Here is a 13,378-nt window from a genome sequence, read left to right as displayed (position 1 = left end):
ATTTTATAGTTATTGATAAAGTATATTTATTTTTTAAACTTAGCAAAAGTAACATAATTAGTGTACTTAGCAAGCTGATTAAAAAGCATTATTTCAATAGTGCTCGCTAGTTACGGCGTAAAAACCAATCTAGAATAACAACTTATACGATTTATAATGATTTTAACAATGAAAACGGTACAGACATCGATTAGTTAAAACGATTACTATACCTTTTTTATACATTTATAGAAAACATTTTCTATGAAACACACTTTTGAAATATTAATTAACAAACCTATTTCATTAGTTATCAAAAAAATGAACTCTATTGACAATATAATACATTGGCAAGAAGGCTTTATTAATATGGAACATATTTACGGAAACCCGAATGAATTGGGTGCAAAGATGAAATTAAATTATAGCTTTGGAAATCGTAAAATGGAAGTCATAGAAACTATTACCAAACAAAATCTGCCAGACGAATTACACACTACATACGCAAGCAAAGGGTTACAAAACATTCAAGAAAATTATTTTAAAACGACAAAAGAAGATTACACTATATGGGTTTGCAAAAACAATTTTCAACCTACCAATTTTAAAATGAGCATAATGCTACTTTTAATACCTGGAGCATTTAAAAAACATACCAAAACTTATATGACTAACTTTAAACGTTTTGTTGAAAAAGGAACCTCTGTACATACATCTAAATAAAAAAGAAATTATAAAAATGCGAAAACTAAAATTGATATGGGATTTTAAAGGACCTGCCGGACAAAAAACAGCAGAACACCACCTTATTCATTTGAAAGAATATATTGTAATAAACAAACTAGATATTACAATTACAGGTGTTGAAACCATAAGCGACATGCATAGCTTAGCTTTTTTAGTTGTGGATGAATCTGAGATGAAACCAATACGAGATAGCCTAAAACCACACAGAGGACAAGTTTATCAAGATGGTTAGATGGTTAGATGGTTAGATGGTTAGATGGTTAATTTATTAAAAAAAAACCTCTATACTTTTCTGATAAAACGCTTAAAAAATGCTTGCATAAAACGTTTTGGCGGTACTGAAAGAATAATTTTTAGATCTTCTAAAAGTGTTGACTCTTCATCTAAAAACTTAAATATCGTTTTAACATTTGTTTTCCTAAACATTGAAGAGAATATAGAAGCGCCTTCATCATTATGATTTGCTAAAACATCTAAGAAAATTAAATCGTAAAATCGAAACTTTGTAGACTTCTGAAACTTTGATAGGTCTTCATTCTTCTTAAAAAAACTAATAACCTCTTTAGTCTTTTTAGACGTATTCTGAAATGTATAACCGGTACTTGCTTTGGTCCAACCTCCAGCTGTTCCAATATTCAGAATGTGCTGAGAATTTAAGCTATTAAAATCAAAAGAAGTCATGGGTATATTTCCCTGCTCCTTTTCAATAATTTCATAATCTAAAATATTCCTCTGTTTTAAATAAGAGTGAATCCCATATTCATATTCAGAAAACGCTAGCAAATCTTTAGAAAACAGAGTATATTCAAATAATGCTGTTTGCTTATCTATAGCCAACACATACATAAAACGTGTATTTCCATTTTGAGGCACGGTAAAATCCATAAAAGTCGCCATGGAATCATCAAACGCCTCTGTCTTTGTTTTCACAAACCAACCTACAAAATGCTGATGAATTAAAGGGTATTTTGGATGTGCTGCATAAACCTCTTCTTTAGGCAGACTATTAAATAGCTTAGACCCAAAATAAGTTCCATTACTGGCAATAACCTCAACTCCGTTATTAGATTCCTGAAAATGATCTACTAAATCTTCAATAAAAGTAAAATTAGAATTGGCATTTATATCTGCCCAAAGTGAATTATAGAAAGGTTCACTTCTCACCATTTTATAAACATAAGGTGCAATTGAGATGGTTTTAGAAAACGAATCACTTCCGAAGTAAACATTACTCCAAGTTTTGGTTAAAAGCGCATCCCACTCACCTGCTCCATCCTCCCAGAAGCACCAAGTTCTGTCGTTGCCTTTATGCTTCTCTTTATCAATAATTAAAATTGACTTATCATTAAAAAAAGCATCTTTAGACATGCGGTACGCCAGCAATAAACCCGAAGCTCCAGCTCCTAATATGATATAATCGTATTTTGATTTCATGTATGACCTCAATTACTCTTCATGACGACTTTCTGCATAATCATAACCTTCATGCCACCATCTCTCCATCAATCTTTTACTAAAAATTAGTGAGTTTTCAGTAAGACTTGTTGGTGTATAGTACAAATTAAGTTTTACATTTTTGTTTCTGGCTGCAAGCTTGCCAATCATAATATCATTTCGTTCTACCTGATTCAGTAGATGTCCGAATAAACTAATCATAAGTGAAAAGGGGTTTTTACCCAAAACTTTCTGTTTCCCTAAAGTTTCTGCCTCTAAAACAATAGCATCAATTTCAGTGGCTCCTCTTAAAATAGCTTCGCGAATAGGTATTACACTTCCTAATCCTCCATCTGCATATTCGTAACCATCAACTTTTGCGAGAGACATAAATGGTACATAGTTACAAGAAATCCATATCCAATTACAAAATTCTTCGTAAGTACATTCTTGTATAGACTTATACTCAGTACGGTTCATAGATAAATTAGCAACCGTTACCACAACATCGTGCTTTTCTTTTCTAATCTTTAAATACTCCTCATAAGTTACATGCTTTTTAATATGTCTTTTCAATGCTTTACTTTCTCCAAAAGTTCGTCTTCTTCTAATAAACTGCCATATTGAATTTACAAAATCTATTGAAACATATTCTCTATCCCCTTTTTTACGCTGAATGAAAGGACTAACACTAAAAATATCTTGCTGTTGTACATTAGTAAAAATATCATAAAGCTTCCCGATTTCATTTACAGCTAAATGCGGCACCAAAAGACTTCCTGTTGAAGTTCCTAAAAACATATCATATTCACGCTTCTCACGTTCCATAAGGTATTGTGCAACACCACCTGCAAATGCTCCTTTACTTCCTCCTCCAGATATTACTAATGCTCGCATTACTTTTTATTTTCTTCTAACTTGTTAGATAATTCTTTAGCAAACTTAACCATTCTCCAGTTATAATGTGATTTTGCTTTCTCTAAGTTTGCTTCACATTCTTCATTGCAAGATTTCATTAAATACAAATACTGAAATGCATTCATTCTTAAATCTACATTATAAGCTTCTCCTGTATAATCTACCAACTCATTAAATAACTTTTGTTTATCGTCTGTTTGATAATATGCCGTGTTTAAATTTAAAACAATCCATAATAAACGCACATTCTTATCACTAAAACCCGAAATACCTCGTGTTTTAGCCAAATATTTAGAACGCTCTAATGGAAAATTATTCCAAAGGTTATATAAGGCTTTCTCTATAGTGATGTACGATTGATCATCGAGTAACGATTCGTAATCCGTCTTTAGATTTTCTGGAATTTTAGTAACATATTGCGAAATAGCCTGACGCACTTTTATACCATTTTTAAAAGTACCTGGGGTCACTAAATCCGGAACTTGACTAATAACCTTTGCTTTTGCTTCATCTGAAACATAATACTTTAAATAATCGGCACACTTAGATGTTTTAGCTTCACAATCTACCATAGCATATTCATTAATAAATTCTGATTCCTTCCTTAAAACCTCATAAGCCTTCTCGTAAGGAAAAGATTTATTTTTAATCCAATAATTAACAAAACTCGTTAATGACTTACCGTAAAGGCGCTCTACTTCTTTAATAAAATCTGAAGTTTCAACATTTCCAAATTGATGCTTCTCTAGATAATTTTTAACCGCTTGCTTAAAAACACGATCACCTACAACACCTCTTAAAATATGTAAAACCCATGCCCCACGTTGATAAAAAGTTAAACTACTAGCTTTAGGGTCTAACAAAGATGTTCCTTCTCCCGAAAGCTCTTGATGACTTAGATCTATTATGGATTCTAAAAGTTTAAAGTTGAAATAATTCTCACCAAAAATATCGCGTTCCGCTAAAAGCGCATAATAGGTGGCAAAACCTTCTTGTAACCAATGATGCTCGCTCGATTTTGCCGTAACCAAATCTCCAAACCATTGATGTGCCAATTCGTGCGCATTAACATTCACATAGTTTTTATCATTAAAACCAATAGAATCTACCACGTAAGCATCTGAAAAAATGGTAAGACTTGTGTTTTCCATACCTGCGTATAAAAAATCATGAACAGGTACTTGCTTGTAATTCTGCCACGGAAAAGCAAATCCTATTTCTTCTTCTAAGAAATCGAACATTTGTTTTGAATAACGGTAAGTGGGCTCCACTTTTAAAGAATCTTCAGTATAATAGTAATACTCTAAAGGAATACCACTTTTAGATGTCTTTGTTTCTTTATTGTATTTACCATAAACCAAAGCTAATAGATAACTTGGCATTGGCTTCTTCATCTTATAAGATGTTTTAACGCTTCCGTTTGGCAATTCAATACGCTCCGTTATAGCTCCGTTTGATAAAAGTTTATATTCAGAATCTCCTACTAAACTTAAATTGAAAATAATTTTATCATTAACATCATCTATACTAGGAAACCAATTACTTGTATATTTCCCTTGACCTTGCGTCCAAACCTGTGGTGCATTTTCACGCTCTAAAAAATACATTGCTTTTTTAGGCTTTGCCGAATAGTTAAAACGAACTACATAAGATTCATTTTTTTTAAATGGGTAGTTAAAATAGATTTTATTATCAATATTTGAATATGATAGCGCACCAAAAACAGCATCACTTTTAGCTATTTCAACTGTATTGAATTTCATATTTACAGCATCTAAGAAAATAGAATCTGTAGCTTTCAAAATCTTGAAATTATAAGATACACCTCCTTCAACCAAAGCAGAATCTGGAACAATATTTAATGTAGCGTTTGCCTTAATAAAATCGACATAACTAGTTTGTTGTGCAAAAGAATGAGCTACTAAAAGCACAAAAACGATGATAAAAAATTTCTTCATAGATTAATTAGAGACAAGAATAATGACCAATGTAAAGATTTTATGCCGTTTCGAAAAAAGTACAGACAATAAATAACATTATTTTAGATATTACTAATTGTAATTTAAGCAATAGAATACATTCTTTCCTAAATATCAGTTAATAATAAATTGATGAATCATAGATTTCAAAGGAATTAATTAAATTCGCAGTCATGAGTGTTAATTTACAAACCCCCATAGATTATCTTAAAGGCGTTGGTCCCAATCGTGCGGATTTGTTACGCTCAGAATTAGGCATCCAAACCTACCAAGATTTAATTAACCTTTTTCCCAATCGTTATATTGATCGTACCCGTTATTATAAGATAAACGAACTGCAACGAAATAATGCCGAAGTTCAAACTATAGGAAAAATCACAGGTTTTAAAGAAGTAGCACAAAAAAGAGGCAAACGTCTTGTTGCTAATTTTAGAGACGACACAGGCTCAATGGAACTCGTTTGGTTTAGAGGCCAGAAATGGATTAGAGAAAACCTTAAAATAGGGCAAACCTATGTTATTTTTGGTAAGACGAATTGGTTTAGCGGAAAATTTAGCATGCCACACCCAGAAATTGAATTACAAACGGAGCACGAAGGTAATTTACGCTCGGCCATGCAAGCCATTTATCCATCAACCGAAAAACTCTCAAACAAAGGTGTAACAAATCGTGTAGTGACCAAAATTATGCAACAATTGTTTTTGGAAACTAACGGACGCTTTGTTGAAACTTTACCTGATTCTGTAATGTCGGAGTTGAAATTAATTGCGAAACCAGATGCACTTTTTAATATTCATTTTCCGAAGACTCCAGAGCTTTTAGCAAAAGCACAATTCCGATTAAAATTTGAAGAATTATTTTACATTCAGCTGCAATTAATTATTAAAAATCTTATCCATAAATCTAAAATTAAAGGCTTCACTTTTGATAAAGTTGGCACTTATTTTAATACCTTTTACAAAGACCATTTACCCTTTAATTTAACCAATGCGCAGAAGCGTGTTTTAAAAGAAATTAGATTCGATTTAGGCTCAAATGCACAAATGAATCGGCTATTACAAGGTGATGTAGGTTCTGGGAAGACCATTGTTGCATTTATGTCAATGCTCATGGGACTTGACAACGGTTTTCAATGTTGCTTAATGGCACCTACTGCTATTTTGTCAGCTCAACACTACCAAGGATTAAGTGAATTATGCAAACCATTAAATATCAGTGTTTCATTATTAACAGGCTCAACTAAAACTTCAGAAAGAAAAATTATTCACCAAAATCTTGAAAATGGCGATTTACAGATCTTAATTGGTACGCATGCTTTACTTGAAGACAAGGTTAAATTTAAAAATTTAGGTCTTGCAATTATAGATGAACAGCACAGATTTGGAGTCGCTCAAAGAAGTAAATTGTGGCGCAAAAACACACTTCCTCCAAATGTTCTTGTGATGACTGCAACACCAATTCCGAGAACCCTAGCAATGTCTGTTTATGGAGACTTGGATATCTCTGTTATTGACGAATTACCTGCAGGTAGAAAACCTATAAAAACAGTTCATCGCTTTGATAGTAATCGCCTGAAAGTTTTCAAATTCATGAAAGATGAAATCGCTTTAGGAAGACAAATTTATATTGTTTATCCGCTAATTCAAGAAAGCGAAAACATGGATTATAAAGATTTAATGGATGGTTATGAAAGTGTCTCTAGAGAATTCCCTATGCCCAAATATCAAATTTCTATTGTTCATGGTAAAATGAAACCTGCCGATAAAGATTATGAAATGCAGCGCTTTGTAAAAGGAGAAACCCAAATCATGGTTGCTACAACAGTTATAGAAGTTGGTGTTAACGTCCCTAACGCTTCTGTAATGATTATTGAGAGCTCAGAACGCTTTGGCTTATCTCAACTACATCAATTACGTGGTCGTGTTGGTCGTGGAGCAGAACAAAGTTACTGCATCTTAATGACGAGCTATAAATTAAGTCAGGATAGTAAAACAAGATTAGAAACCATGGTACGCAGTAGCGATGGGTTTGAAATTGCTGAAGTCGATTTAAAATTACGTGGACCGGGAGATATTATGGGGACACAGCAAAGTGGTATTTTAAACCTAAGAATTGCAGATATTGTAAAAGATAAAGACATTCTTCAGGAAGCGAGACACTATGCTAAAAACATCTTAAAGCAAGACCCAAGTTTAACTCTACCAGAGCACAAAGTGATTCTTAACACGTACAGACAAATGAGCAAATACAGAAATATCTGGAATTATATTAGCTAAATAAAAGATTGAATAAAAACCTATATAATACTAAAAAAGAGAGACTTTAAAAGCCTCTCTTTTTATTTAAATTTATCTTTATATGTCTTAAGAATTCTTGTCTTCTATTTTAATTAGACAAGCTACTTAAGGCTTCTCCAATAATAGTATCCCCCTCTAAAATCTCGAAAGTTGTATTATAAGGCGCATCATCACTTAATGTACTTACTAAAGTTTTAGCGACATCGGCTCTACTAATTTCACCTCGCTTACTCAACTTCTCACTTAATTCTATTTCTCCTTTTCCTATATTATTATTTAAAGCTCCTGGTCTTACAATTACATATTTAAGCCCACTTTCCTTAAGATGTTTATCAGCATTTTGTTTTGCTTTTAAATAATCTCTTAAATCGTCTGAAGCCTCAGGATGATCTGCTCCCATTGAACTCAGCATTACAAAACGATTAATATTAGCCTCTTTTGAGGCATCCATTAAGCGCTTTGCACCCTCTTGGTCTACTTCTATTACATTTTTTCCGCCAGATCCTGCCGCAAAAACTACTTTATCTACACCTTTTACAGCATCTGTAAGATCACCCGTTAAATCTGCTAAGACAGTTTTTACACCATCAGCCTTAAATTGCTTCTGCTGCTCTTCTTTACGCACCATTGCAATTGGATTAAAATACTGTGATGATTTTAATAAGTTAACGACTTGTTTTCCTGTGGTACCGTTAGCACCAGCAACTAATATATTTTCCATTATTTTTTTACTTTTTTTATTTACTATTTACATAAAATGCATAAATCACACCTGGTAACCAACCAATAATTGTTAAGACAACACTGATTAAAAATTCAGTTCCTAGTCCATGTTTTAAGAACACAGCTAACGGAGGTAATAAAATGGATAAGATTATAGTAAGTAATGACATAGTTTTTATTTTTTGGTTCTCCACAAAATTAGCATTAACAACTAAAATTACTTAACTTGTTTAATAGTAATGTTAGCACATATTAAAAACTGATGTCATTAAAGCAAACTGAAAAATACAGGCTATTGGTAATAGATAATTAAAAATAGTAGCATTTATAAACTAAATAATTAAGCCTAATGATTAACAAGTATTTCTATTTTCATTGTCCCTTTAGTTTTAAGTTGCGTATGCCAACTAAAGGCTTTTTCTAAAATATGTGGTGTTTGTCCACCAATATTATGAGCTTCTTCAAAATAATCTAACATTTGATCTTTATACTCTGGATGTACACAGTTTTCAATAATAAGTCGTGCTCTTTCTACAGGTGCCAAACCTCTTAAATCAGCTAAACCTTGTTCTGTTACCAAAATATCTACATCATGCTCGGTATGATCTGTATGAGACACCATAGGAACTACATGAGAAATCCGTCCTTCTTTTGATATTGATGGACAAGCAAAAATGCTTAGATATCCATTTCTAGCAAAATCCCCAGAACCTCCTATTCCATTCATCATTTTAGTCCCTCCAATATGTGTAGAATTTACATTTCCATAGATATCTACTTCGATTGCTGTATTAATTCCAATAATACCTAAACGACTAATCACCTCAGCTGCATTACTAATGTTTTGCGGTCTTAATAGAAGTTTGTCTTTATACTGTTCAAAATTATTAAACACTTTATTAGAACACGCTTCAGTTACCGTAATTGAAGACGCAGATGCGAACAGCAATTTACCTGAATCGATAAGCTCAAAAGTACTATCCTGAAGCACTTCAGAATACATCGTTAAATTTTTGAATTTACTATTCGTAAACCCTGATAAAATAGCATTAGCCGTTTTACCTATACCTGCCTGTAAAGGCAATAATGATTCCGTTAACCTTCCTTCTTCTACTTCATTTTCTAAAAATTTAAGTATATGACCAGAAATCGCTTTTGTTTTTTCATCTGGATCAGCTATTACCGCCGGACTATCTGGAACTTCTGTATAAACAATAGCAGCTACTTTTTTAGGATCAATCTTAATATATGGATCTCCGATTCTTGTATCTGATTCTGTTATAGGAATCACCTCTCGATTGGGTTGTTTTTTTAAAATCTTAACATCATGAATTCCTGCTAGAGACTCAGGAAACGTTGTATTTATTTCTATAATAATTTGATCTGCATTTTCTGCAAAAATCGGAGAGTTACCAACGGATGTTGTTGGTACAATATAACCATCTTCAGTAATAGATACCGCTTCAATAATAGCAATATCAATTTTAAATTTGTCAATTTTCTGAAGCATATCTGCTGTTTGTCCCAAATGCTGATCTACATAAAGAACCTCATGACTGTTTATACTTTTTCTAAGCGTCGGATCTGCCTGAAACGGTAATCTTTTATACAATGCACCATTTTTTGCTAAATCGGCATCTGTATCGTACCCTAATGAAGCACCACTCAACACAGTTACTTTCAAATCTTCATGAAGCGCTCTTTTTGCAACTTGCGGCAAAACTGTTTTACTGTCTCCTGCTTTTGTAAAACCACTAACCCCCAACACGTGACGATTTTTAATTAGTAAAGCAGCCTTTTCTGCAGTCTGTATTTTATCCAAATAATCAGGATATTTAATTCGTTGCATATTATTAAGTATTTAGAGATTTTTAAGGTAAAAAATTACCTTTTTGATTATTATTTTTAGTTTGATTATGTTTTTCACAAAACTAAGATGCAATTTATACAAGATATTTAATGTCTATTTATTGATATAAGACAATATTTTATTAATTTAGTGCAAATAAGACTGTATTGTAACATTATGAATACAAAGTATTACTTAACCGAAGTAGATAAGAATCCTAAAAGCATCTTTTGTTACCACAATTTAATGGGCGAAACATTCATTGAATCTCATAAGCATGATAAAGGTCAATTTTTATATACTGAAGGCGGTGTTGTACACGTTAAAACAAAGAATAGAATATATTATTTACCTGCTAGACACTATATGTGGATTCCTTCACGAGTAAAGCATGCCATTTACCCCAGCACACCAAAGGTAATTATGAGAAACTTATACTTCCCTATGCCTACTAATTCTTCAAAATTTTATAACAAAGAAGGAATTTACCCTATTAATAATTTATTAATGGAACTCTTATTATTTACTAAAAACTGGAAAGGAGACATTATGAAGTCTCAAAAAAAAAAATATGCTATTGTCTATGCTTTTAAAGCTCTTTTAGAACAAACAGTCTATAAATCATTACATTTAGAGTTACCACAGCCAACAGATGGTCGATTAACAAATATTATAAATTACCTAACAGACCAAATACATCAAGAACACTTACTACCTCAGCTTGCTTCAAAATTTAGCATGACGGATAAATCACTTTATAGACTTTTTAAAAAGGACGTAGGCATGTCTTTCATTAAATACTACACCCAATTACGGATATTTAAATCCTTAGAATATTTAATGAATTCGGATTATAATATTTCAGAAATAGCAAATATGGTTGGCTACAGTAGTTTACCAACCTTTAGCAACACATTTAGTAAGGTTATGGGAAAACGACCTTCGGAATACAGAAAATCGAATGAAATATACTTAGAGCCTTAAATTCAACTCTTGCAACAAAAAAACAAACTGTATTACACCATTATGGAACCTTCTACCATTAAAAAAGAAAAAGAAACAGCCATTGGTATTATATGTATTGATGGGTTTTGTGAAGATTGGGACGAATTTAAAATCGCACATTTATCAACTTCTGATGGTGTTGGTGTAGAGATATTCTCTTTCCCTCATGGCCTTAAAGAAGCTCCTGAATTTAGTTTGTTTAATACTAGATTATTTCACTTTAGCATACAAGACCCTAACATTGAAGAATTAATTGATAAAATTGTAGCATATGGCGGAAAACAACGTATGCCAATTAGAGAATATTACCCTGGAGAAAAACCTTTTAAAATGTGTTATGTAGAAGATCCTTTCGGAATTGTTTTCGAAATTTACACACACAGCTATGAGTTAACCTATTCATCTGGTGCATACACTAAATAATAGCAATAAATAAAATAGCTTGCCTGTATAAAGAACAAGCAAGCTATTACTATTTTAATTTATAATGAATGACATCTTTTAGCGTACAAAACGCCCTGAGATATTACCCTCTAAGATAGACATCACATCATCTCCATTTGCATAATTAACATCACCTTCATAAGTATGTTTTAATGCACAAGCTGCACTAGCAAATTGCATAGCCTTAAAATCATCGTATTGCTGTAAAGCATGGATTAAACCAGCTGCAAACGCATCTCCTGTACCAATTCTATCTACAACATGTGTAATATCTAAATCTTCAGATTCTTTAAATTCAGTACCATTCCACATTCTAGCTCTAATTTTGTGCCATGAAGAATTTAAGGAAGTTCTAATTTTATCAAATACTTTTTCAATTGAAGGAAACGCTTCCATTAATTCTTTACTAGCCTTAAGAAAATCTTCGTTTGAATAACTATAATTAGTCCCTAAAACTTCATTAATTTCATTAACACCTCCGATAAAAATATTTGAATAATGCAATAACTCAATCAAAGATGATTTTGCATCTTTTCCGTATTTCCATAAACCACTACGATAAGTTGGATCAGCAGAAACAGTAATCCCCTTTTCTTTTGCCAATATAAGTCCCGCCTTTAACGTAGCAAAAGCACCTTCACTTAAAGCTGGTGTTATACCTGTCCAATGCAACCAATTCCCTTTTCTTAAAGCTTTTTCCCAATCTACCATTGAAGGGACTATTTCTGAAAAAGAAGAATGTGATCTATTGTAAGAAATTTTACTCGGTCTCATAACAGCTCCTACCTCTAAAAAATAAACCCCTAAAGGACGCTTAGAAAACTCTATTGAAGATGTGCTAACCCCAAACTTTCTAATATAAGACAATGCTGTTTCGCCAATAAAATCATCAGAAACAACACTTATATGTTTTACTTTACCACCAAAATTAGCAATAGAAATACCTACATTTAACTCCGTACCTCCAAAATAAAATTCTGCAATATTAGACTGCATAAACTTTTTATTCCCTCTTGGTGAAATACGCATTAAAACTTCTCCAAATGTTATAATTTGTTCCATATGAATATATTTATTTCTCTTAAAATTATTAGTTTATTTATCTCAAAGTTTAGAGACATAAAAGATAGGGACTTAAATTTACTTAAATAAATTTATAACAAATTATGTCTAAAATAATTTAAAAAACAAAATCCCTTTTCAGGGATTCTGTTTTCAATTAAGGAAAATTTTAAGGTTATAATATTAGGGTATATTGCTACTGCATTAATTTAAAATTAATTGGAACACTATAAGGCATACTCACAGGCATATCTCTCTGTTGCCCAGGAATCATTTTTGGTAAAAGACTTATAATACGTTCCGCTTCAGTTTCTAAAAGCTTATCTGGTCCTCTAGATTTTATTTTAGTCACCTTCCCTGTTTTATCTATTAAAAAGAAGACATAAACTTTTCCCTGTATATTCAAATCTGCCGCAGCCTCAGGGTATCTAAAATTTTTCTGTAAATGCGCTTGCATTTTTTCTTCAAAACAGGCTTTTAATTCAGCATTATTTCCTTTACAACCTGGAAATTGAGGAACTTTCTCAATCAATGCAAATGGCACCTCTAAATCCTCTTCTACTTCATCTACAACAACATCTTCAACTTCAGCTACTTCTTCAATAACATCATCTTGTCCTACTTCAGTACTCTCTACAACAGTCTCTTCTACTTCTTCAGTATCTTCAACTATAGTTATTGCTTCAGTAACAACCTGTTTTGGAGGTGGAGGTGGTGGTGGAATATTAATGTTAGTGATCGGTATATCCTCATCAAACTGATCATCTAACATTAATAAATCAATCTTTATCTCTTCTTTTTCGTAAGTCTTATGTTCAAGCCCTAAATATGTTAAGAGCAACATTACATTTAAGCCAACAGCAAAATATAAACTGCTGTTTCTACCTACATTGGCTTTTGGGTTTTTTTTGAGTTCCATGACGTTTAATTTAGTACTATAA

13 protein-coding genes are annotated in these 13,378 nt (G+C 32.2%); 5 read left to right on the top strand and 8 right to left on the bottom strand.

Annotation, left to right across the window (positions count from 1 at the left end; translation table 11 throughout):
- Window positions 1–243 precede the first annotated feature (243 nt).
- Both HSX10_RS04485 and HSX10_RS04480 read left to right on the top strand, forming a co-directional pair.
- On the top strand, window positions 244–702 hold the full coding sequence (locus tag HSX10_RS04485; RefSeq protein ID WP_173587005.1) for an SRPBCC family protein: 459 nt from the start codon (window positions 244–246) through the stop codon (window positions 700–702).
- 16 nt (window positions 703–718) lie between these two features.
- Window positions 719–958 (top strand): hypothetical protein, encoded by a 240-nt coding sequence (locus HSX10_RS04480; protein ID WP_173587004.1) that lies wholly within the window; start codon window positions 719–721, stop codon window positions 956–958.
- A 50-nt stretch (window positions 959–1,008) separates the two neighbouring features.
- On the opposite strand, the gene HSX10_RS04475 is transcribed toward HSX10_RS04480, so the two are convergent.
- The 3 genes from HSX10_RS04475 to HSX10_RS04465 are packed head-to-tail and all read right to left on the bottom strand — an operon-like array spanning window position 1,009 to window position 5,036.
- A complete protein-coding gene (locus HSX10_RS04475) occupies window positions 1,009–2,160 on the bottom strand; it encodes a lycopene cyclase family protein (RefSeq protein ID WP_254453194.1) in 1,152 nt (383 codons plus the stop codon).
- Between the two features lie 12 nt (window positions 2,161–2,172).
- A complete protein-coding gene (locus tag HSX10_RS04470) occupies window positions 2,173–3,057 on the bottom strand; it encodes a patatin-like phospholipase family protein (RefSeq protein ID WP_173587002.1) in 885 nt (294 codons plus the stop codon).
- Complete coding sequence (locus HSX10_RS04465) at window positions 3,057–5,036, bottom strand: M1 family metallopeptidase (protein ID WP_173587001.1); 1,980 nt, start codon at window positions 5,034–5,036, stop codon at window positions 3,057–3,059. The genes HSX10_RS04470 and HSX10_RS04465 overlap by 1 nt, the downstream gene beginning before the upstream one ends.
- A 194-nt stretch (window positions 5,037–5,230) precedes the next feature.
- Here HSX10_RS04465 and recG point away from each other — a divergent pair, with 194 nt between their 5' ends.
- Complete coding sequence (gene recG, locus HSX10_RS04460; protein WP_173587000.1) at window positions 5,231–7,333, top strand: ATP-dependent DNA helicase RecG; 2,103 nt, start codon at window positions 5,231–5,233, stop codon at window positions 7,331–7,333.
- A 109-nt stretch (window positions 7,334–7,442) separates the two neighbouring features.
- Here the strand turns inward: recG and HSX10_RS04455 are convergent, their stop codons facing one another.
- From HSX10_RS04455 to scpC, 3 genes are all read right to left on the bottom strand, one after another.
- Window positions 7,443–8,075, bottom strand: a complete 633-nt coding sequence (locus HSX10_RS04455; protein WP_173586999.1) for an SDR family oxidoreductase — start codon at window positions 8,073–8,075, stop codon at window positions 7,443–7,445.
- A 16-nt stretch (window positions 8,076–8,091) separates the two neighbouring features.
- The gene (locus HSX10_RS04450; RefSeq protein ID WP_173586998.1) at window positions 8,092–8,247 is read right to left on the bottom strand and encodes a YqaE/Pmp3 family membrane protein; all 156 of its coding nucleotides are present in this window, start codon (window positions 8,245–8,247) and stop codon (window positions 8,092–8,094) included.
- A 176-nt stretch (window positions 8,248–8,423) separates the two neighbouring features.
- Entirely contained in the window at window positions 8,424–9,926 is a 1,503-nt protein-coding gene (scpC, locus tag HSX10_RS04445) for a succinyl-CoA:acetate CoA-transferase ScpC (RefSeq protein ID WP_173586997.1), read from the bottom strand.
- Between the two features lie 177 nt (window positions 9,927–10,103).
- Here scpC and HSX10_RS04440 point away from each other — a divergent pair, with 177 nt between their 5' ends.
- Both HSX10_RS04440 and HSX10_RS04435 read left to right on the top strand, forming a co-directional pair.
- Complete coding sequence (locus HSX10_RS04440; protein ID WP_173586996.1) at window positions 10,104–10,910, top strand: AraC family transcriptional regulator; 807 nt, start codon at window positions 10,104–10,106, stop codon at window positions 10,908–10,910.
- A 42-nt stretch (window positions 10,911–10,952) separates the two neighbouring features.
- Entirely contained in the window at window positions 10,953–11,354 is a 402-nt protein-coding gene (locus HSX10_RS04435; RefSeq protein WP_254453197.1) for a VOC family protein, read from the top strand.
- A 78-nt stretch (window positions 11,355–11,432) separates the two neighbouring features.
- On the opposite strand, the gene HSX10_RS04430 is transcribed toward HSX10_RS04435, so the two are convergent.
- Window positions 11,433–12,437: a sugar kinase gene (locus tag HSX10_RS04430; protein ID WP_173586995.1), complete on the bottom strand. Its 1,005-nt coding sequence runs from the start codon at window positions 12,435–12,437 to the stop codon at window positions 11,433–11,435.
- Between the two features lie 196 nt (window positions 12,438–12,633).
- Window positions 12,634–13,356, bottom strand: a complete 723-nt coding sequence (locus HSX10_RS04425; protein WP_173586994.1) for an energy transducer TonB — start codon at window positions 13,354–13,356, stop codon at window positions 12,634–12,636.
- Window positions 13,357–13,378: the final 22 nt, after the last annotated feature.

Source organism: Winogradskyella undariae (assembly GCF_013285155.1).
GTDB classification, from domain to species: domain Bacteria; phylum Bacteroidota; class Bacteroidia; order Flavobacteriales; family Flavobacteriaceae; genus Winogradskyella; species Winogradskyella undariae.
Note: the sequence above shows the minus strand (reverse complement) of the source record. Positions and strands in the feature narration are given on the sequence as shown.

Bases quoted from the DNA above. Each gene is read 5' to 3' on its own strand.
- HSX10_RS04435 (WP_254453197.1), top strand. From the start codon at position 10,953: ATGGAACCTTCTACCATTAAAAAAGAAAAAGAAACAGCCATTGGTATT.
- HSX10_RS04480 (WP_173587004.1), top strand. From the start codon at position 719: ATGCGAAAACTAAAATTGATATGGGATTTTAAAGGACCTGCCGGACAA.
- HSX10_RS04470 (WP_173587002.1), bottom strand. From the start codon at position 3,057: ATGCGAGCATTAGTAATATCTGGAGGAGGAAGTAAAGGAGCATTTGCA.
- HSX10_RS04425 (WP_173586994.1), bottom strand. From the start codon at position 13,356: ATGGAACTCAAAAAAAACCCAAAAGCCAATGTAGGTAGAAACAGCAGT.
- HSX10_RS04475 (WP_254453194.1), bottom strand. From the start codon at position 2,160: ATGAAATCAAAATACGATTATATCATATTAGGAGCTGGAGCTTCGGGT.
- recG (WP_173587000.1), top strand. From the start codon at position 5,231: ATGAGTGTTAATTTACAAACCCCCATAGATTATCTTAAAGGCGTTGGT.
- HSX10_RS04485 (WP_173587005.1), top strand. From the start codon at position 244: ATGAAACACACTTTTGAAATATTAATTAACAAACCTATTTCATTAGTT.
- HSX10_RS04440 (WP_173586996.1), top strand. From the start codon at position 10,104: ATGAATACAAAGTATTACTTAACCGAAGTAGATAAGAATCCTAAAAGC.
- HSX10_RS04455 (WP_173586999.1), bottom strand. From the start codon at position 8,075: ATGGAAAATATATTAGTTGCTGGTGCTAACGGTACCACAGGAAAACAA.
- scpC (WP_173586997.1), bottom strand. From the start codon at position 9,926: ATGCAACGAATTAAATATCCTGATTATTTGGATAAAATACAGACTGCA.
- HSX10_RS04450 (WP_173586998.1), bottom strand. From the start codon at position 8,247: ATGTCATTACTTACTATAATCTTATCCATTTTATTACCTCCGTTAGCT.
- HSX10_RS04465 (WP_173587001.1), bottom strand. From the start codon at position 5,036: ATGAAGAAATTTTTTATCATCGTTTTTGTGCTTTTAGTAGCTCATTCT.
- HSX10_RS04430 (WP_173586995.1), bottom strand. From the start codon at position 12,437: ATGGAACAAATTATAACATTTGGAGAAGTTTTAATGCGTATTTCACCA.